Source organism: Hydrogenobacter thermophilus TK-6 (assembly GCF_000010785.1).
GTDB classification, from domain to species: domain Bacteria; phylum Aquificota; class Aquificia; order Aquificales; family Aquificaceae; genus Hydrogenobacter; species Hydrogenobacter thermophilus.
This window is the reverse complement of record NC_013799.1, coordinates 1,010,116-1,029,228: the sequence shown is the minus strand read 5'-3', so window position 1 is coordinate 1,029,228 and position 19,113 is coordinate 1,010,116. Positions and strand designations below refer to the sequence as shown.

The 19,113-nt window shown below is 41.8% G+C and carries 27 protein-coding genes; 14 read left to right on the top strand and 13 right to left on the bottom strand.

The genetic code is table 11. The features are described 5' to 3' along the window. Window positions 1-48: 48 nt before the first annotated feature. Genes HTH_RS10010 through HTH_RS05665 form a run of 3 tightly spaced genes read left to right on the top strand, consistent with a single transcriptional unit; the run spans window position 49 to window position 817 of the window. Window positions 49-363, top strand: coding sequence for a CCE_0567 family metalloprotein (locus tag HTH_RS10010; RefSeq protein WP_014462608.1), 315 nt, complete (start codon window positions 49-51; stop codon window positions 361-363). Further along, window positions 360-623 (top strand): ferredoxin III, nif-specific, encoded by a 264-nt coding sequence (gene fdxB / locus HTH_RS05670; RefSeq protein WP_012963765.1) that lies wholly within the window; start codon window positions 360-362, stop codon window positions 621-623. The genes HTH_RS10010 and fdxB overlap by 4 nt, the downstream gene beginning before the upstream one ends. After that, window positions 620-817 (top strand): ferredoxin, encoded by a 198-nt coding sequence (locus HTH_RS05665; RefSeq protein WP_012963764.1) that lies wholly within the window; start codon window positions 620-622, stop codon window positions 815-817. Before fdxB ends, HTH_RS05665 begins: the two co-directional genes overlap by 4 nt. 7 nt (window positions 818-824) lie before the next feature. On the opposite strand, the gene HTH_RS05660 is transcribed toward HTH_RS05665, so the two are convergent. The 12 genes from HTH_RS05660 to HTH_RS05610 form a co-directional block, all read right to left on the bottom strand. Further along, window positions 825-1,028 (bottom strand): hypothetical protein, encoded by a 204-nt coding sequence (locus tag HTH_RS05660; RefSeq protein WP_012963763.1) that lies wholly within the window; start codon window positions 1,026-1,028, stop codon window positions 825-827. Continuing rightward, entirely contained in the window at window positions 1,003-1,257 is a 255-nt protein-coding gene (locus HTH_RS05655) for a nitrogen fixation protein NifZ (RefSeq protein WP_232500409.1), read from the bottom strand. Before HTH_RS05655 ends, HTH_RS05660 begins: the two co-directional genes overlap by 26 nt. Next, a complete protein-coding gene (gene nifW, locus HTH_RS05650) occupies window positions 1,238-1,543 on the bottom strand; it encodes a nitrogenase-stabilizing/protective protein NifW (RefSeq protein ID WP_012963761.1) in 306 nt (101 codons plus the stop codon). The genes HTH_RS05655 and nifW overlap by 20 nt, the downstream gene beginning before the upstream one ends. Continuing rightward, window positions 1,531-1,749 (bottom strand): 4Fe-4S dicluster domain-containing protein, encoded by a 219-nt coding sequence (locus tag HTH_RS05645; protein WP_012963760.1) that lies wholly within the window; start codon window positions 1,747-1,749, stop codon window positions 1,531-1,533. The genes nifW and HTH_RS05645 overlap by 13 nt, the downstream gene beginning before the upstream one ends. A gap of 1 nt (window position 1,750) precedes the next feature. Then, the gene (locus HTH_RS10075; protein WP_232500475.1) at window positions 1,751-1,969 is read right to left on the bottom strand and encodes a NifB/NifX family molybdenum-iron cluster-binding protein; all 219 of its coding nucleotides are present in this window, start codon (window positions 1,967-1,969) and stop codon (window positions 1,751-1,753) included. Continuing rightward, window positions 1,956-3,146, bottom strand: a complete 1,191-nt coding sequence (nifB, locus tag HTH_RS05640; protein WP_232500408.1) for a nitrogenase cofactor biosynthesis protein NifB — start codon at window positions 3,144-3,146, stop codon at window positions 1,956-1,958. The genes HTH_RS10075 and nifB overlap by 14 nt, the downstream gene beginning before the upstream one ends. A 12-nt stretch (window positions 3,147-3,158) precedes the next feature. Beyond that, window positions 3,159-3,371, bottom strand: a complete 213-nt coding sequence (nifT, locus tag HTH_RS05635; protein ID WP_012963759.1) for a putative nitrogen fixation protein NifT — start codon at window positions 3,369-3,371, stop codon at window positions 3,159-3,161. 10 nt (window positions 3,372-3,381) lie between these two features. After that, window positions 3,382-3,789: a P-II family nitrogen regulator gene (locus HTH_RS05630; RefSeq protein WP_012963758.1), complete on the bottom strand. Its 408-nt coding sequence runs from the start codon at window positions 3,787-3,789 to the stop codon at window positions 3,382-3,384. Beyond that, a complete protein-coding gene (locus HTH_RS05625; protein ID WP_012963757.1) occupies window positions 3,786-4,103 on the bottom strand; it encodes a P-II family nitrogen regulator in 318 nt (105 codons plus the stop codon). Before HTH_RS05625 ends, HTH_RS05630 begins: the two co-directional genes overlap by 4 nt. Before the next feature lie 234 nt (window positions 4,104-4,337). Then, on the bottom strand, window positions 4,338-4,649 hold the full coding sequence (locus HTH_RS05620; protein WP_012963756.1) for a heavy-metal-associated domain-containing protein: 312 nt from the start codon (window positions 4,647-4,649) through the stop codon (window positions 4,338-4,340). Next, window positions 4,646-5,497, bottom strand: a complete 852-nt coding sequence (locus tag HTH_RS05615) for a hypothetical protein (protein ID WP_012963755.1) — start codon at window positions 5,495-5,497, stop codon at window positions 4,646-4,648. Before HTH_RS05615 ends, HTH_RS05620 begins: the two co-directional genes overlap by 4 nt. 79 nt (window positions 5,498-5,576) lie before the next feature. After that, on the bottom strand, window positions 5,577-8,396 hold the full coding sequence (locus HTH_RS05610; protein WP_012963754.1) for an FAD-dependent oxidoreductase: 2,820 nt from the start codon (window positions 8,394-8,396) through the stop codon (window positions 5,577-5,579). A 169-nt stretch (window positions 8,397-8,565) separates the two neighbouring features. On the opposite strand from HTH_RS05610, the gene HTH_RS05605 reads away from it, so the two are divergent. The 11 genes from HTH_RS05605 to HTH_RS05555 are packed head-to-tail and all read left to right on the top strand — an operon-like array spanning window position 8,566 to window position 18,093. Next, entirely contained in the window at window positions 8,566-9,051 is a 486-nt protein-coding gene (locus HTH_RS05605) for a globin domain-containing protein (protein ID WP_232500407.1), read from the top strand. Between the two features lie 12 nt (window positions 9,052-9,063). After that, window positions 9,064-9,354 carry a P-II family nitrogen regulator gene (locus HTH_RS05600; protein ID WP_012963752.1) on the top strand — a complete coding sequence of 97 codons (291 nt, stop codon included), beginning with the start codon at window positions 9,064-9,066 and terminating at the stop codon, window positions 9,352-9,354. Beyond that, window positions 9,351-9,677, top strand: coding sequence for a P-II family nitrogen regulator (locus HTH_RS05595; RefSeq protein ID WP_012963751.1), 327 nt, complete (start codon window positions 9,351-9,353; stop codon window positions 9,675-9,677). The genes HTH_RS05600 and HTH_RS05595 overlap by 4 nt, the downstream gene beginning before the upstream one ends. Before the next feature lies 1 nt (window position 9,678). Further along, entirely contained in the window at window positions 9,679-10,122 is a 444-nt protein-coding gene (cynS, locus tag HTH_RS05590; RefSeq protein ID WP_012963750.1) for a cyanase, read from the top strand. Window positions 10,123-10,139: 17 nt separating this feature from the next. Continuing rightward, the gene (locus HTH_RS05585) at window positions 10,140-11,561 is read left to right on the top strand and encodes an MFS transporter (RefSeq protein WP_012963749.1); all 1,422 of its coding nucleotides are present in this window, start codon (window positions 10,140-10,142) and stop codon (window positions 11,559-11,561) included. Between the two features lies 1 nt (window position 11,562). Further along, window positions 11,563-13,581: an assimilatory nitrate reductase NasB gene (gene nasB, locus HTH_RS05580; RefSeq protein WP_012963748.1), complete on the top strand. Its 2,019-nt coding sequence runs from the start codon at window positions 11,563-11,565 to the stop codon at window positions 13,579-13,581. Continuing rightward, window positions 13,565-14,347 (top strand): uroporphyrinogen-III synthase, encoded by a 783-nt coding sequence (locus HTH_RS05575; protein WP_012963747.1) that lies wholly within the window; start codon window positions 13,565-13,567, stop codon window positions 14,345-14,347. Before nasB ends, HTH_RS05575 begins: the two co-directional genes overlap by 17 nt. Beyond that, entirely contained in the window at window positions 14,340-15,107 is a 768-nt protein-coding gene (cobA, locus tag HTH_RS05570) for a uroporphyrinogen-III C-methyltransferase (protein ID WP_012963746.1), read from the top strand. Before HTH_RS05575 ends, cobA begins: the two co-directional genes overlap by 8 nt. Then, a complete protein-coding gene (locus HTH_RS05565; RefSeq protein WP_012963745.1) occupies window positions 15,104-16,345 on the top strand; it encodes an epoxyqueuosine reductase QueH in 1,242 nt (413 codons plus the stop codon). The genes cobA and HTH_RS05565 overlap by 4 nt, the downstream gene beginning before the upstream one ends. Before the next feature lie 10 nt (window positions 16,346-16,355). Next, window positions 16,356-17,069 carry a succinate dehydrogenase/fumarate reductase iron-sulfur subunit gene (locus HTH_RS05560; protein ID WP_012963744.1) on the top strand — a complete coding sequence of 238 codons (714 nt, stop codon included), beginning with the start codon at window positions 16,356-16,358 and terminating at the stop codon, window positions 17,067-17,069. A 10-nt stretch (window positions 17,070-17,079) separates the two neighbouring features. Further along, window positions 17,080-18,093 (top strand): aldo/keto reductase, encoded by a 1,014-nt coding sequence (locus HTH_RS05555; protein WP_012963743.1) that lies wholly within the window; start codon window positions 17,080-17,082, stop codon window positions 18,091-18,093. A gap of 1 nt (window position 18,094) precedes the next feature. Here HTH_RS05555 and HTH_RS05550 read toward each other — a convergent pair whose 3' ends face one another. Next, window positions 18,095-19,105 (bottom strand): cytochrome-c peroxidase, encoded by a 1,011-nt coding sequence (locus HTH_RS05550; RefSeq protein ID WP_012963742.1) that lies wholly within the window; start codon window positions 19,103-19,105, stop codon window positions 18,095-18,097. Window positions 19,106-19,113 lie beyond the last annotated feature (8 nt).

Sequence of the window (19,113 nt, the reverse complement as noted above, 5' to 3'; positions counted from 1 at the left end):
AAAAACTTTTGGCATAAATATTGCATAAAGATGAAAAGGAGGTTAAACATGTGCGACCAAAGGATACTGATGGAAAAGAGTTGTGCAGGAGCTTGCAAGGAAGGTGCGGATGTGAGCATTCAGATGTCTATATGCCACCCTGAAGAGGAAAGGCTTAGATCCATGAGCTTAGAGGAGCTGAAGGAAGAGGTGAAGAAACTGAGAATGCTTGCGGTAAAGTCCGCTACCACGCTCCACGACCTTGCGGAGGAAGGACTACCCCACAGATGGGAGGAAATACCCAAGGTTGCTCAGGATGTTTACGAAGTCCACAGGCTTTATCACAAAGCTAAAAAAATACTTGAAGAGAGGAGCAAGACATGAGGGTATTTACAACAAGGGGCGGTAAGGAGTGGATACCGAGATATGTATTTAGCATAGATAAAGATAACTGCATAGGCTGTGGGAGATGTTATAAGGTTTGTGGTAGAGATGTTCTCTCTTTGGTTGAACAGGATGAAGACAACGATGAGGACATAAAGCCTTACATGGATATAGCCAACCCGGATAACTGCATAGGTTGTGAAGCATGTTCAAGGGTGTGTCCCAAAAAGTGCTTTACGCATATGGAGGTTCAGGCATGAAGATGTTTGTGGATAAGGATACATGTACAGGCTGCGAGGTCTTGAAACTCTGTACTGAGTTAGCTCCTGATATTTTCATTATAAAGAAGGGAATCGCGGTGGTTTTAAACAGCAGTCCTGATGAAACTCACAGGGAAGTAGTCTTAAAAGCTGTTGAAGCATGCCCCAGCAGTTCCATAGTGGTAGAAGAGTAAGAAAGCCCTATCTTTTAAACAGATATGCGTTGCCCTTTTCTATTAACACATAAACCTTATCGCCCATTTTTAAACCCCATTCGTCAACGGTAGTTCTCGGGATGATCATTCTGACCTCCATGTTCCGAAATTTTACCGCAACATCCGCAAAGAACTCCCCCACATCAAGCTCTACAATTGTTCCTTTAAACATTACCTGCTTCCTGTTCATTTACTGTCTCCAGTTCGTGTTCAAGGCATCCTACAAAAATCCCTAATCTTGGAAAATAGACTGTGTAGATAGTTTTAGTTAACAAAAATAAGCCTACATCTACAATAACACCTTCCTCCCCTTTATCAAGTATCTTAGCATCCCACGGTAGTCCCGGGAAAGTACCATCATTTTTTATCCTTTTCCTTGTTTTTACAATATCTCCCACATTAAACTTTCTTTCCATCATCTCTTAAAGGCATGGTATCTTTGTGAACTTTGAAGACTCTCTCCTTTATGGGGTTTGAAGTTAAAAAGGTTTCGTAGGCTTTTTTAAGACCCTCTTTTAACATTATGCGAAGCTTTTCGTCGTCCAGCTCCTTTTGAGATTCAAAAATCTCCTTAACATATAGGCTGAACTTCTTAAGTATGTGAAGTCTGTAAGGCTTAACCACCCGTTCGTCGTAGTCTATACCAAAATAGTCAAAAAAGTCCTCAGCATCTTTTAGCCTTTGTAGTTCTTCTAAAATGCCCATTTGTTCTCCTCCAGCCTTGTTATACATCCGTCTACAGGGCATACCGCAACACACTGGGGTTCTTCGTAAAAGCCTTCGCACTCTACGCATGTATAAGGGTCTATCTCAAATTTTCCGTCCTCGTCGTAACTTATTGCTTTCGTAGGACATTCCTGCTCACAGGCATAGCAGGATATGCATTTTTCCTTGTCTATTTGCATAGCCATTTTAAGCCTCCACTACTTCCTTCTTCATTATGTACTTTTCGTAATATCTTGCCAGAGCTTCCGGTATGGGTAAGTATGCGAATTCATCGATACATTGTATACCCCTTGGTTCTAAGATATCCTTAGGCTCAAACCCTATCTTGGCAGCAATTATTGCCTTACAGTCGGAAATTTTGGATATGGTATCCTCAAGTATATTCTCCCCATCAAGGCAGGATATAGAACCGTGACAGTAAGGTGTAACTTTCCTGTGATGTATAAACTTTATACCTTTTGTCGTAAATCAGAAATTCCTTCGCAGTTCCAAAGTGTTCATTCACCAGCATGTTGCCCTTGCTTGCAACTGCCACGAGCACTTTTTTATCGCCTTCTTCCTGAAAGCGGAGCATCTCCCTCGCCTTTCTCACCTTTTCCCTCTCTTTTTCTATCTCCCCGTGTATAGCCTTCCTGAATTCTGGATCGTATCTTATCTCAAACTTACTTATCTTATCCTTTGTAAATTCCTGCCCTCTGTCTTCACCCAAAAGGCCTACTGCGTCCGCCCTGCACTGCCTACAGTGTCTCATAAGAGACATATAGTTCTCGATCTTCTCCTGAATTTCTTTAAGCTGGTAAGGTGTTGGAGGTTTTATCCCCATCTTTTGAAAAGCGGTTCCGTCACCTTCCACATAGGGCATTATGTTGTGAAGAAAGGCACTCATATTTTTAACTTTTTTGGATAACTCTTCTATATCTTCTCCGTTTATCTCGGGAACAAAAACGGTGTTTATCTTTACGAGGATATTCCTTTCCACACAGGCTTTTAACCCTTCATACTGGCGCTCAAGAAGTATTTTTGCAGCATCAATACCTTTATACCTTTTGTGGTTGTAAAAAATCCAAGGGTATATTTTGGAAGCAGTTTCAGGGCTTATTGCGTTTATAGTTATAGTTACATGATCTACATTCAATTCCTTTATCCTGTCCACATAGTCAAGTAGGTTAAGACCGTTTGTTGAAAGGCACAACTTTATATCCGGCGCCTTTTCTTTTATAAGTTCAAAAGTTTTAAATGTTTTATCAGGATTTGCTAAAGGATCGCCAGGTCCGGCGATACCTACAACGGTCATCTGTGGTATTTCCATGGCTACTGCCAAAACTTTCTTTGCAGCTTCTTCTGGGGTCAAAAGTTCGCTCACAACACCTGGCCTTGATTCATTAGCGCAATCGTACTTTCTATTGCAATAGTTACATTGTATATTACATGCAGGAGCCACTGCGACATGCATTCTAGCATAAAAGTAGTGTGCCTCTTGAGAATAACATGGGTGATTTTCCACTTTTTTCCTCACTGATTCTGGTAAAAAAGATAACTCATCACTTCCAACTCCACATTGCTTTGAGTGACATCCGCTCATGATAACACCTCCTTACTGGTCTACTTTTTTAACTTCTAAGGTTATGGGGAACCTCGGCTCAATGTCAAAAGGTGCTACCTTTATCACCCATCCATTAGAGAGCTTAAATGTACCACCCCACACGCCCTCTTTTTCAATTTCTTCTAAAACCAATGCTTCAACATCCTTTTTGGGTATGTAAACCTCAAGCGTCCCATTGCTATTCTTTCTAAAAATAGCTTTCATCACTCACCTCCTAAAGTTCTCTCTTCCCCGTTCTGACAGTTATTGCTTCCTCTACAGGCATCACAAATATCTTTCCATCTCCTATATTTCCTGTCCTGTTGACCCTCACTATGGTTTCTACAACTTCTTCAACCTTTTCGTCCGGAACGATCATCACCAACAATCTTTTGGGAATATAAACTACTGGTTTTGTAAGAGTAGCGCCCTCTGTAGCAAAACTAGAGGGGGTAGGTACGAGTTTTGGTGCGTTGGTTGCGTAAGTTGCTATCTCACCTTCTATGTCAGACATAACGAAACCTTTTTGTTTACCTCTGCCCCACACAGAATGTATACTCATGGCCCCGCATCCTATGGTATCTAAAGCCCTTTTTGTCTCTGCATACTTTTCTCTTCTGATAATAGCCCAGATCTCCTTCATGTCTCCACCTCTCCAGTTCTTACGGTTATAGCTCTTTCAATGTGGCTTACGAATATCTTCCCATCTCCTATGTTTCCTGTCCTTGCTCTGTCCAGTATAATATTTACAACTTCATCAACCTCCTCATCCTTCACCGCTATCAACAGCAGAGTTTTAGGAAGTTCCTCATACACAACATTTCCTATCTTCAGCCCCTTCTGTTTACCCCTACCCATAGCAGACATCTTTGTAAGAGCTGGAAAACCGGCACCCTCAAGAGCGAGGACTATATCCTGTTCCTTTTCCGGTCTTATAAAGGCTCTAACCAACTTCATTTTCTTACCTCCTTCTAACATTCTTTATTGCAAAAAAGATGCCAGCATAGGTGTAAAGAATTTTGGGGGAAAAGTGTAAGAAATATTACAAAAGAGTACACACACTGTAGTAAATTAAACATTAGTTTGCCTAGTTCTCAAAAGCCCTTCCATATAAACAAGCTTTACTTTTCCGTTTACCTTTATCTTCATTTTGAATAATGACTTTCTTGAAGCTCTTAAAGTTGCGAAGCTTCATTTGATATCCTTTACGCCAGTGATCTTTCCTCTGTATGGTTTACCTACAATTTTACCGGTTTCTTTTACGCTCTCAAGTATATCATCTGGTCTGAGCCCATCGTCAGAAAGTGTGATGAATTTAGTTATATTCTTTTCAAAATCTATATCGCTTGCCTTTACATCTTTTATCCCTCTCAACCTCAAAAGACCCTTTCTGACAGCTACAGGACACATTTCACAGTCAGTGCCGTAAACATCAAGAAAGTAAAGTTTATCCGCAATGGAAAATCCTACCATAAATAGTATACCAATGATCACCTTATTCATGGAAGCTCCACTATATCTTCATCTTTATAGTAAAAGAGTGCCTTTTTTACCCATCTTCCATCCTGAAAGACAGGTACTTTATGAACTTTTACATCCGCAACGCTCAACTTACCACCTTCATTTTTCAAAAAGATATCTATATCATAAAGTTTATCTCCGGGACCATCTACTGGACGAAAATCAGCACAGGCAAAGTACAAACCCTTCTTTGGAAATTTTCTGACAGGATCGTGTATAGCAACGAGTTCAAGCTTTACATCCTCGCCTGTTGTTGGATCCTTAATTATAAAAGCTTTATCTTTACTTACTTTATCAGCTATGTATTCGTGAATTGCGGCTTTTACAGCCCATGCCTTCCAGTCACCCCTCGCAATAGGTTCCCCTCCATGTTCACCAGAAGATTGTTGCCACCACCAAGGTAATGGTTCTACGGTAACCATAAACCACTCACCGCCAACTTTTTCAGGTACCTTGTGTACTTGCACATCCTTTATTACCAGCTTACCACCCTCATTCCTTATCCAGAAGTCTATATCCCACTTTTTATTGTGGTCTTCTTTTTCATGAAAGTAAACATCAACGAAGTATCCATAATTGCGTATATGTCTAAAGATCTCACGAGGTCCTATGAAAATGAGTTCTATATCCTTGCCACTTCTCGGGTCTTTTATAAAAAAGGAACCCTTCTGCGATCTCTCTTTAACAAAGGTGGATATTAACTTATCAAGCTCTTCTTTAGAAACATCCTGTGAAAAAACTACCTTTGTGCAGATAAAAAATAGAATTATTCCTATTATTATATTCACCATGACAAGCACCTTACAACACTTTTTAATATTATTATTCATGATATGATAATATAAAGACCAGCAATATTTAAGTTTATGATAAAGATCATCGGAGATGTTAACTTTTTTTTATTACTTTCTATACCCTCCCAGTTCTTAAAAGCCTTTCCATATAAAGATGTAAGTTATCCAGAGGCACCGTATCTATCTTTTCACCCCTTAAAAATACATCCACAGCAAGCTTTACTTCTCCGTTTACCTTTATCTTCGTCCCCACAAAACCAATATCTCCAGCACCGTGTTGACCACAACCTTTGGCGCAACCAGACCAATGCATTCTAATAGGTTCATATCTTGGCAGGTTTTTAGAAAGGTAATTTGCAAGCCTTATGGCGTCAGGCTTGTTTTCTATAACTCCAAAGGCGCAGGTTTTACTGCCTTGACATGCAATAAGACCTTGAAAGTAAGGTGTGTCTGCTACACTGTATTTTTCAAATATATCGTCAGAGAGAAGTTGGGAAAGGTTTTCTTCTGGTACATTAATTATATAAAGGTTTTGGTAAACGGAAAGCCTTATCTCACCACTGCCGTATCTTTTTGCAAGGAATGCAATTCTTTCTAGATCTTCTCCCGTAAACATTCCTGCAGGTACCACAAGGCTAACTGCATAAAGTCCATTTCTTTGCTCTATTATCCCTAAGCGTTCGCCCACTTTCTCTACAAGCTCCTCTCCCTTACTCCATAAGTTTTTTAAAACTCTTCTTTCAAGCTCCCTTCTAAAACCTTCTACGCCTAACTCTTTAACCAAAAAGTAGATCCTGTTTTTGTTTCTATCTTCCCTGTCTCCCATATCCGAGTAGAGCTCAAATACCGCTTTGGCTATGTCCACAGCTTCGTAAGGTCTCACAAATACATTTAAGTCAAAGGCAGGAGTAGGTCCACCCGAACCCATCTTACCACCCACGCACACATTAAAACCTGCTGTACCTTCTTTTTTTGCAAGGTAAAAGCACAAGTCATTGTATTTGCAATTTATGGCATCCACCTTTGAACCAAGAAGGGCTAAATTGAGCTTTCTTGGTAAGTCTGCGTACTGCTTTTTCCCTAAAAATACTTCAGTGATCCTCTTTGCTATGGGTATAGTATCTATGATACTATCTTCCACAAGTCCTGATAGGGGGTCTCCCGTGATGTTCCTTATGTTGTCCATACCTGTTTGCAGGGTTGTTAAACCCACTCTCTCTACAGCTTCTAAGACTTCCGGAAGGTCTTTCAGGTCTATCCATCTTAGCTGTATCTGCTGTCTTGAGGTAAGGTCTATCTCGTTCCGCCCGTACTTTTTTGATAGGTGGGCTATTATCCTTGCTTGCTCAGAGGTAAGTTTTCCATGAGTTATTCTTATCCTTACCATGAAGTAGCCAGGTGTCGCTTTCCTATAGAATATACCGTACCACTTAAGTCCCATATCCCTATCTATCTCTGGTATTTCCTGCCAATCTTTCCATTCTTTAAGCTTCCTGAGTAGGTCCCTTTCAAAAGGATGTTTCTCCCTTTTATACTCTTCCACCTTGTTCACTCTTGGAGGTTTTATCTTTACATGCTCTTTGAGTATAGCTTCTATCAATGTGGCACAGCTACCGCAGGAAGTGGAGGCTTTTGTCATCCTTTGTATATCTTCAAGGCTTTTGGCACCTTCTTTAATAGCCCTTAAAATTTCACCATAGCTAACCGCATTGCAATTACAAATCACATCCTTTTCTTTTAGTTCTCTTTTTTCTTCTATCACGAGGTCTTTTATCAAGAGAGTTGGTTCGTCTATCTTCTGACCGGTTTTTAAAAGTTTGAGTAATCTTTCACTACCAGCTAAGTTTCCGTAAAGTATAAAGCCTTTTATACTATCTTTCTCTAAAACCGCCTTTCTGTAATTTTCTCTGTCTTTGTACAGAAGTACCTCATCTCCTTCTCTTTCATGAACATATCCTGCGGACATTAGCCTAACACCGGCAACTTTTAGAATGCTGTATGTTAAAGAGCCTTTGTATCTTTCTACATTACCATAAACTATATTTTTTGCACAAACCCTTACTTGCTCAATTATAGGAGTAAAGAGTCCATAAGTTTTACCTTTATGCTCTATACACTCACCTACCGCATACACATTGGGAACTGATGTTTCAAGAAAGTCGTTCACCAATATACCTCTATTTACCTTAATGTTGCTGTCCAAAGCAAGCTTGATATTTGGTTTTACACCAGTAGCTATAACCACAAAATCGCTCTCTAAAACCTCTCCATCCAAAAATCTCACACCTTCCGCTTTTCTACCACCAAGGACTGCCTGAGTTTGTTTCCTTAAAAAGACTTTTATCCCAAAATCCTCAAGTCTTTTCTTTAACATGTTGCTTGCTGTTTGGTCCAGCCACTGCTCCATAAGCGTGTCAAATATGTGCACTAAATAAACCTCCAAACCTGCATCTCTAAGAGCTTTAGCACATTCTATACCAAGAAGTCCCCCACCTATAACCAACGCCTTCTTTGAAACCCTTGCCATTTCTAATATACAGAAAACATCCTCAAGATTTCTGAAGAAGAAAACGCCTCTTTTGTTCAAACCATCTATAGGTGGTACATTTGGTAAGCTACCTGTAGCTATAACAAGCCTGTCGTAAGAATACATTTTACCCTGTGAAGTTATAAACTTTTTTGATTCAGGAAATATCCTTTCTACGCGCTGTCCCAGGTGAAGCCTAACACCTTCCTCTTCAAATCTTTGATAGCTCTTAAAAAGTAGCTGGCTCGGAAGCTTTTTACCAGACAACACATCCGTTAAGTATATTCTGTTGTAAGGTGGGCTCTTTTCCTCTCCAAAGAGGTGAAGCTCAAGAGAAGGGTCAGTTTTTAAAAGCTCATCCACAAGAGCGCTTCCTGCCATTCCTGTACCTACTATCACAACCTTCATCCTTATACCTCCACTATTCTCTTTGCAACAAGCGTGCCACACCGTTAGTCCTTCTGTGCTTTAAAGGATAAGGCGTTGATGACGGTATGGATAAAGGCATGTTTACATATTTACACTTTTGTTAACAAATTGATAAAAAAGAAAAAGGTGTCCAGTAAAAAAAACATTAATGGATAAGCTTTTGCTAACTGTTTATGTGTGGCACAGAATTTGCATAAACAATGACAGGAGGTGTAAGATGAGTCCAGAGGCAAGGTTGAACATTATTAAGAGTATACCTTTTCTGCAATCATACGGTGAGAGACTAACATCCCGCATGTATGAAATACTCTTTGAAGGAAACCCGGAGCTTAAGAGTATGTTTGAAAGTGATGACTCGACAAAACTTGCCGGTGCTTTGCTTGCTTTTGCGCAGAACTTGGAGAGACTGAATGTGTTAGAGCCTGCATTGAATAAGATGGCATTGTCTCATGTAGAAGCTGGCGTAAAACCCGAGCATTACGAGAAAGTGTGGGATGCTCTCTATAAAGCTATGACCGAGTTTGGCATAAGCAATGAAATCATAGAAGCCTGGAAAGAAGCTTACTACTTCCTCGCTGAACTTCTTATAAAGAAGGAAGAAAAGCTTTACACCTGTTTGGCTACAAGTTCATAAGGAGGTTTAACTGTGAAGGAGTTGATCATCATAGTCAGAAGAGAAAAAGCGAAGGAAGTAAAAAGCCTCCTTTCAAATATGTGTCTTCCTTATGTGTCTAAGACGGTAAAAGGAAGAGGTAAGGAGGGAGGCTTAGGATACAAAACTAATAGGGGAGTAATTATGTCTTTGCTCCCAAAGAGTTTGATCATCACATGGGTAGAAGAGGCGCTTTACGAAGAAGTTATTGAAAAGGTTATGGAAGTGGCACACACGGGTTTTTATGGAGATGGGAAAATCTTTGCCTTAGGAGGTTTGTCATGAAGTTGGTAAAAGCTGTTATAAGACCGGAGAAGCTTTACGATGTCATGAAGGCTTTAGAAAAGGATGGTTTCAAGGGTATAACGGTTATGGATGTGGTAGGAAGAGGTAAGGAAGGGGGCATACAGGTAGGTGATAAAAGCTACGATGAGCTTGCAAAGACCTTAATAATGATAGCCGTTGAAGATAAGCAAGTGGGCAAAGTTGTAGAAATAATTACCAAGTATGCAAACACAGGGATGTTTGGAGATGGAAAGGTCTTTGTGTGCCAGCTTGATGAAGTCTGGACAATAAGGACAAAGAAGAAGGAGTTAGGAGTGGCTTAGCATGACGAGAGAAGAGGTAAGAGACCTTTCACTTAGAAGGAAAGATGAAAAAGGTTTGACCTGGGAAGAACTCGGTAAAGCTATAGGAAAAAGTCCCATATATACTGCAATGCTCCTTTATGGATACGGGCAGGCTACTGAGGAAGAAGCAAAAACCCTGACCAGCATACTTGAATTGCCAGAGGATGCAATAAAAGCCTTAATGAGAGCAGCCTACAGAACTCCTTCACAGCCATGGCCACCAACGGATCCTTTTGTTTATAGGTTTTACGAAATAGTACTTCTTTACATGCCTGCTATAAAGGATGTGGCACACGAACTTTTTGGGGATGGCATTATGAGCGCCATAGATATGTCCATAGACCTTAAAAAAGTAGAAGATCCATCGGGAACAAGGATGCTTATCAGCTTTAACGGTAAGTGGCTTAGCTACAGAAAATTTTAGAACTGGGAGGTAAAGTTATGAAGCACCTGTTAGATGCTTTAAAGATGGGAAATCCCAAAGCTCTTTTTGCCTCCTTCCTATACTTTGACACAGGTTTTAGTATATGGCTTCTCTTGGGTGCCTTGGCACCGTTTATAACTCAGGAGATGAACCTTTCACCTGCTCAAAAGGGTTTTTTGGTAGCTGTCCCTGTGCTTTCAGCAGCCGTTTTTAGGCTTAACTTCGGACACATGTATCAGTCGTTGGATGGTAAAAAGATTGCTCTTGTGGGTATTTTGTTATCATCTATTCCCTCTATCTATGCCCTACTTTTTCCAAATTCGTTGGACTATACTACCTTACTTCTTCTCGGTGTTCTTCTCGGTCTTGGGGGTGCAAGTTTTGCTGTTGCTCTTCCTATGGCTGGAAGCAACTACCCGAAGGAGGTTCAGGGACTTGTACTTGGACTTGCAGCTGCTGGTAATATAGGTGCTGTCCTTGACGGCATCCTATTTCCGCCTCTGGCTAAGGTTTTTGGTTGGAGAGAAACCATGGCTATTGCAGGCATTTTACTAGTAATCACCTTCCTTGTGGTACTTCTTTGGGCAAAGGATAAGGGAGAGAAAGAAGGAAACAAATACTACCCTATAACTGTTTTTGTTACAACCGTGTTTTTCATGCTTTTTGTAGTGCCTGCTCTCTACAATGGATGGCTGTGGATAAAAGGTAAGGAAGCTTTACTACTTCTGCCTTTAATTGGAAGCTCTTTTGTTCTTGCCTTTCTCCCCAACAAGTACAGGAGAGTCTTTCTGGAAAGGGACACTTGGGTAATGATACTTATTTACAGTATAACCTTTGGTGGCTTTGTGGGTATGTCCTCTTATGTAAGCCTCTATCTTATAGACCAGTACGCACTTGATAAGCTAACAGCCGGAGCTTTAATGTCTGCCTTCGCTTTCACCGGAGCTTTTATAAGACCCTTTGGTGGATACATAGCTGATAGGATAAGCGGTGCTACAGCCTTGCTTTTTATACTTTTTGGTATATCTGCCATGTATTTAGTTTTATCATTTCTGAAACTCCCACCTCTTTTAGGTGCTTTATCCTTGCTTGTAATATTTGCCTTCTTTGGCCTTGGGAATGGCGCTACCTTCCAACTTGTTCCTCAAAGGTGGCCAAAGGTAAGAGGTCTTATGACAGGGATAATAGGTGCAGCAGGAGGTTTTGGTGGTTTTTATCTACCTACTGTATTAGGTACGGTAAAGGAAGCAACTGGTTCTTACAGCTCTGGATTTTTTCTGTTTGGCGTAGTGAGTTTAGTAGCTTTAGTCATACTTAAACTCCTACACAACCAGTGGATGGAATGGGCATATGTTAGATACGATTACGAAAGAGAGATGCTTACCGGCATAGCTAAGAACGGTAGGGTGGTTATGGAACTCCTTTATAAGGAGGATTGAGATGGTGCCCTTCCAGTGTCCCTATTGCGGTGTAGGGTGTGGTTTACTTTGGGAGGAGAGGGTGAGGGGGGATAAAAATCACCCTGCAACAAAGGGTGACCTTTGTAAAAAGCCTGTCTATTATCCGAAGGTTATGAAAAAAGGAAGGCTCTTAAAACCACTGTACAGAGAGAAGAAGAATCAACCATTTAGAGAAGTGGACTGGCAGACTGCTTATAAAGTATTGAAACAAAAGATAGAAAACCTTCATGGAGAAGAGCTCTACTTCTATCTTTCTGGTCAGCTTATGACCGAAGATATATATGTAGCTAACAAGCTGGTGAAAGGTTTTTTGAAAACAAACAATATAGATGCAAACTCAAGGTTGTGTATGGCTACGGCCGTATCCGCTTACAAGTTAGCCTTTGGTTCTGATGGTCCACCTTGTAGTTATGAAGATCTTGATGATGCAGATTGCTTTGTTTTTGCAGGCTCAAATGCCCTTTGGACACACCCTGTAATATTTAAGAGGATATTAAAAAGAAAGCTGGAGAAGGAAGATGTAAAAATAGTAGTTATAGACCCCATCAGGACAGAAACTGCCAAGAGAGCAGATATGCATGTACAGTTAAGGGCAGGTACAGATACAGCACTTTTTAACTCCATACTATATATTCTGTATGATAAGGGGTGGGTTAATAAGGAGTTTATAGGTAATTATGTGGAGGGCTTTGAAGAGACTATAGAAGAGTGCTTAAAATATCCACCCACTGTCGCCTCACGCATATGCCAGATAGAAGAAGAACAGATTTACAAGCTTGCCGAGCTTTACGCCTTTAGCAAAAAACTCATATCCCTCTGGTGTCAGGGGCTAAATCAGTCCTCACAGGGAGTGAATAAAAACCTTTCCTTAATAAACCTTCACCTTGCTACTGGTAGGCTTAACGAGAGAGGTTGTCCCTTTTCGCTTACTGGACAGCCAAATGCTATGGGGGGAAGGGAGATGGGGTATCTTTCAAACGGCCTTCCAGGTTATAGAGATGTAAGAAGAGAAGAAGACAGGACCTTTATGGAAGACTTTTGGGGTATAGAAAGGGGTAGCATAAAGCCACAACCCGGACCCACAATAACAGAAGCTATAGACTTAATCCTTAAGGGAGAAATAAAATTCTTATGGGTTGTATGTACAAATCCTGCAGTAACCTTACCAAATCTTAGGAAGGTTTGGGAGGCGTTAGAGAAAGTTTTTCTGGTAGTTCAAGATGCCTACTGGAATGATACATGTACATTTGCAAACCTAATTTTGCCAGCTGCTCAGATGGGAGAGAAGGAAGGGGTTATGACTGCTTCAGACAGGACTTTAACATTATGTAAAAAGTTTTCAGAGCCACCTGAGGAGGCAAAACCAGATTGGGTCATATTCAAAGAGCTTGCAGAGTATCTTGGGTACGAAAAATACTTCTCTTATAAGAGGTCGGAGGATGTGTTTGAAGAGTTAAAACTCTCTACAAAGGGGAAACTGTGCGATATTTCCGGGTTTAATTACCAACAACTTCCCAGGAGACGGGGCAAGAGGTGGCTTTACGAAGAACTCAGCTTCCCTACGGATAGTGGTAAAGCCAAGATGTTCCCAACACCCTATGAGCACAAAGACGCAGACTTTATTCTGATTACCGGTAGAACTAAGAACCAGTGGCATACCATGACAAGGACAGGAAAAAGCGAAGAACTTTTAAAAGGCGAAGAAGAGCCTTATCTCCTTATGAACGAGGAGGATGGACGCAATTTGGGAGTACTTGAAGGAGATTTTGTAGAAGTCATTGTAAGTGATGTGAGTCTCAAGCTAAAGGTAAGACTGGGACAAGTAAAGAGAAAGCACCTTTTTGCCCCATTCGGTTATGGACTTGCCTACGATGCCGTGGTGAATGCTCTGACCAAGGATGTATGTGACCCCGTATCAAAGCAACCTGAGCTGAAATTCACGAGCGTAAACCTTAGGGTGAGAGATAGGAGATTAAGTCTCTATGAAGTTGAAGGGTAAAAGGATAGCTCTATGTATTACACGAAGAGTGGAAGAGGCTATAGAAAGTATAGTAAAACTCGGTGGAAAGCCGTATGTAGAAGATGTGGTCAGAATAGTGGCGTTGCCAGATGAAGTAATAAAGGAAAATATAAAAAACGCAGTATTTGAAGCGCCGGAGATTTTTTACTTTACAACCGGTGAAGGTACAGACGTACTTCTAAAAAAATCCAGAGAAATAGGACTCTACGAACCTCTATTAAAAGGCAAAGTTTTTGCTAGGGGTTATAAGGTGAGGGCAAGACTGATAAACTATGGTTTTAAAAATTTTCAAAGCGTAGAAAGTACTAGGGCTTTTATGAATATGTTAAAAGACATAGAAATACTAAACACTAAGATACTTGTGCAGATGTACGGGGAGGAGATGCATGAACTTGAAGAGTTTTTAAACAATAAGGGGGCAAAAATGCTAAAGCTCTGGCTTTACAGATACGAGACGGATACAGAAAGGCTTGATGCTTTTATAATAAAGCTTTTGGAAGGCTTTTATCACGCTGTGCTTTTCACCTCAGCCTATCAAGTGGATTATATCTTTAAGAGAGCTAAAGAAAAGAATTTAGGTAAAAATCTCTCAAGCTCTCTAAACAATAAGGTATTCACCGTTGCTGTAGGAAGAAAGACGGCGGGTAAGCTTTTTGAGAACGGGGTTCTGAGGGTTTACTATCCAGAAAAGGAGAGACTCACTTACGCTCTGAAAGAGCTGGAGATAGCTTTTAAAGATGGGTAAGGTGTACTTGGTGGGCGCAGGACCTGGAGAGCTGGAGCTTTTAACCCTAAAAGCTTACAGACTCATAAAGTCTGCAGATGTAGTGCTTTACGACAGACTGGTAAATCCAGAGATCCTTCTACTGGCTAAACCAGAATGCCAACTCATCTATGTGGGAAAAGAGGAGGGAAAGCACACCCTAGAGCAGGAGAAGATTAACGAGCTTTTGCTCCACTATGCTCACACAAAAGAGGTTGTGGTAAGGCTAAAGGGTGGAGACCCCTTTGTCTTTGGAAGGGGTGGTGAGGAGGCTCTCTTTTTGGCAGAGCACGGGGTGGAGGTTGAGGTTGTGCCAGGTATAAGCTCAGCCACAGGGGTGCCTGCGTATGCGGGCATACCCATAACCTTTAGAGGATTATCTTCTTCCTTTGCAGTCATCACAGGGCACGAAGACCCAAAGAAGGAAAGAACGAGCATAGATTGGGAGAGCCTGAAAGGTATAAATACCTTAGTCTTTCTGATGGCAGTTTCCAACAGGAAGGAGATAGCCAGGAGGCTCATAGAGGTGGGTAGGGACCCAAAGGAGCCTGTGGCGTTTATAGAGAGAGGCACCACCAGGGAGCAGAGGGTGGTGATAACAGACCTTTATGAGCTTGCCAACTACCCACCTGAGGTAAATCCTCCTGCTGTTATGGTAGTGGGTTGGGTGGTGAAGCTTAAAAAATATCTGACACAAGTCATAAACAAAGGTGCATCTAAGGTTGTATCATGTGTCCTATGAAGACACTAGTACATATATGCTGTGCACCTGATGCTGTGTACTTCTTAAAAAGGCTCAGAGAGGATTACCCAAACTCAAGTATAGTTGGCTTTTTCTACGACCCTAACATACATCCCTACGAAGAGTACAAGCTGAGGCTGATAGAGACGGAAAGAGCCTGTAAAACCTTAGGCATAGAGCTTTACGAAGGTGAGTACGATTTAGAAAACTGGATGATCTCTGTAAAGGGATATGAGGATGAGCCAGAAAGAGGCAATAGATGTAAGATATGCTTTGACTACAGATTGGAAAAGTCCGCAGAGTTTGCCAAAAAGGTAGGGGCTACGCATCTTACCACCACATTGCTGATGAGTCCCAAAAAGGACTTTCTCATGCTAAAGGAGGTGGGAGAGCGGATATGTAAAGCATACGGGCTTGAGTTTTTGCCTCTTGACTACAGGAAGGGAGGAGGAACTCAGGAGATGTTTAAGCTATCAAAGCAGCTGGAGCTTTACCATCAGGACTACTGCGGATGCATTTACGGGCTTTTCAAACAGAAGGGTCAAAACGCTGTGTGGGACCTTGTGTCCTTTGCAGGTAGGAGACCAGGCAGTAAAGAAGAGGCTCTCTTTATAAAGTCTGTAAGGCTTTTTGCAGAAAGCGAGGGTATATCCTGCAAGGAGTGGGAGTTTAGCTTCTTAAACTGGAAGCTTCTTTATGGAAGGTTGCAGGTGAGTGATAAAACTATTCCCTCGCTGGTTGTTCCTTTCTCGCAGTCCATAAAAGGCGTTCTCAAGGCGGATCTGGAGGAGGTGGTGGGAAACACTCTTTATTACAACAAGGGTGGGTTAAAAGTGGTGCTGTCAGATGAACTTTCAGATGAGCCAGTGGAGAGCTTTAAAGGCATCACAGACCCAACCTTCAAAGTTCCCGTAAGATACAAAGACCTTCTTTTACAAAATCGCATAAGGGCGGAGCTTCAGACGGAGTTTTCAACGGATAGTTCTTCGGTGCTTTTGGTGGGTAGCTTGCAGGCAAAAAATCTTTTTAGCGTGCCTGCGGATACATTGCAGGATGGGAAAGGAGTAAGCTTTGAAAGCGTCAAAAAGTTCATAACGGATAATCTATCTAAGATAATAAGAGGAGAAGTAGCTCTGGTGGTATGCGGTGCGGAATCTCTGGGGAGAGCTGGTAGCAATTACTTTACTGAGCGCACTGGAAGGATCACAAAAAACGTATTTTGTCAGCTAAAGGGCTAACTTTATAAATATGCAGGTAAAAGCCAGCATAAAACTCACAAGACCGGACTTTGTTGGTTATATACCCTTTTCCCTTCACCTGCCAGAAAACGCAACCCTTTTGGACATGCTGATAAAGATAAAAGAAGATATGGATCAGAGCCTCTCCTTTAGAAGCATGTGTAGGGCGGGGGTGTGTGGAACATGCGCCATAAAGGTTAATGGAAAGCCTGTTCTGGCTTGCTCCACAAAGGTTTCTATTTTTGGAGAGGAGCTTACAATAGAGCCAATAGACCAGTTCTCGGTAATAAAGGACTTGGTGGTGGATCATGAAGGTATTTACTCCAAGCTCAGGTTATGGAAGGTGTGGATGACATCTTTTGAGGAAAATATAAGATTCCATCAGGAGACTCTAAGAAAGGTGGAAAAAAGTCATGAATGTATTTTGTGTGGTGTTTGCGACAGTGTCTGCCCTGTGTTTACCACAAGTCAGGACTTTGGCGGACCTCTCCTTCTTACAAGATACCAAAAGCTGGTTTTTGACCCGAGGAACGCGGAAAGAGACGAAAAGCTACAAACTCTTAAGAGTCTAAACCCTCAACTCTGTACTCACTGCATGAACTGCTCCTTTGCCTGCCCCAAAAAACTCATGCCGGAAGCTCTCATAAAGGAAGAAGAAAACCTGCTTTATCAAAGGGGGATTTTGCAAAAATCAGAGGGTGGTTTTGAATTTTTGAGTTTTTAGGGGGTAGAAAATGAAGACTTTCTTAGACCTAAATCTCTCCGAAATAGGCGTTGGAACCTACCTGGGCGAGCTGGACGAGAGAACTTCAGAGGGCTACAGGCAGGTGATAAAAGAAGCCATAACCTCACACCACATCAATGTGGTGGATACTGCAATAGTTTACAGATACATGAAGAGCGAAAGGGATATAGGGGCAGTCTTGAAAGAACTTGGAAGGGAGAAGTTTATTATCTCTACAAAGGGCGGATATGTCCCCTACGATGTAGACTCAGGAGAAGACCCAAAGGATTACTTTTACGAGAACTTTATAAACACTGGCATAATAAACCCTCAGGAGATGACACCACAGGGACACTATCTTTCTGCCAAGTTTATAGATTGGTGCTTGAGCAAAAGCCTTGAAAATATGCAAACCAGTTATGTGGATGTATACTTTCTTCACAATCCAGAAGAACAGCTAAACTTCTTTGATCGAGATAGCTTTAACAAAAAACTTTTAGAGTGCTTTGAGTATTTAGAGGCAAAAGCGGAGGAAGGCAAAGTCAGGTATTACGGGCTTGCCACCTGGAGCGGTTTTAGAGTCTCTCCTGCCAGCAGGCAGTACCTTGACCTTTACGAGCTTGTAAAAATGGCGCAAAAAGTGGGGGGGGAGGCTCATCACTTTAGGTTTATCCAGCTCCCTTACAATCTTGGCATGACAGAGGCTTACCTACTAAAAAATCAGGAAGTAAACGGGAAAAAACTTTCCACCATAGAAGCCTGTGCAGAGCTAGGTCTTTATGTTTACACCAGCGCTAGCATATATCAAGCAAAAGTAATAGGGAGAGTGCCACAAGCCCTAAGGGAAAAACTAAAAGTCAATTCAGATGTGCATGCATCTCTTCAGTTTGTGCTTAGCACACCGGGAGTAGGGACAGCTCTCATTGGCATGAGCAAAGTAGAGCACCTGAGGGAAAATGTTGAGATAATGAGGGTCGCGAGATTATCTCCGGAGGAGTTTAAAAGCTCACTGTTTAAAGCATAAATTACGGTGGGAGGATAGGCGGTTTTCGCGCTTCTTCAGGCAGTCTGCCCGTTAAACTTTTGAGAAAAGCAACTATGTACCTTACCTGCTGCTTGCTCAGGTCTTTGCCCAGCTGGACCTTTCCCATTATCCACACCGCTTCTTCAAGGCTTGTGACAGACCCGTCAGGAAAATACGGTGGTGTCATGGCTACATTTCTAAGGGGTGGTACCTTAAAAACATACTTATCTTCTTCCTTTTTAGTAACTGCATACCTTCCTTCGTCTATGCTCTCACTCTTTGTATACTTCCAGTAAGGTTCGTATATGCCAAACTTCTGATACATGGTGCCCCCCACAAGGGTGCCGTTGTGGCAAGAAACACACCCTACTTCTATAAAAGTTTTCAAACCCTTCTTTTCCTCTTCCGTTAGCGCTTTGGTGTTGCCTTTGAGAAACTCGTCAAACCTTGAAGGAGTCACAAGGGTTCTTTCAAAAGCTCCTATAGCTTTTGCTATGTTCTCTGCGGTTATAGGCTCCTTATCCTTTGGAAATGCTTTTTTGAAAAGCTCCACATACGCAGGGATGCTTTTTAGCTTTTCTTCCGCGCTTTCCCTGGAGGGATTTCCCAAGGCGGGTGGTCCGGTCAGGGATTGGAGGGCTTGGTCTTCCACATCCTTCCTGTTGCCTATCCAGTGCTGGACAAACTGTCCCGCTGAGTTGAGCACTGTTGGTGCGTGTCTGGGCTGGAGCTTTAACGCACCCATCTGTTTGGGTGCAGGGGATGCATAATAGTACTCTACAGCGTGGCAGGTGGCGCAGCTTATCATGTCATTAACCGACAGTCTCCTCTCAAAGAAGAGAAGCCTGCCAAGCTTTACCTTCTCAGGGGTTATGGGGTTTTCCTCCGATGGGAAGCTCTTGGGTAGTGGGGAGAAGAACTGCCTTGCCTTCTCCAGAAGGTCTTTATCTGAACCATCTTTTGAATATACACCACTTACAAGAAGTAAAGCCAAAAGGGCTGACTTTCTCATCTTGCACC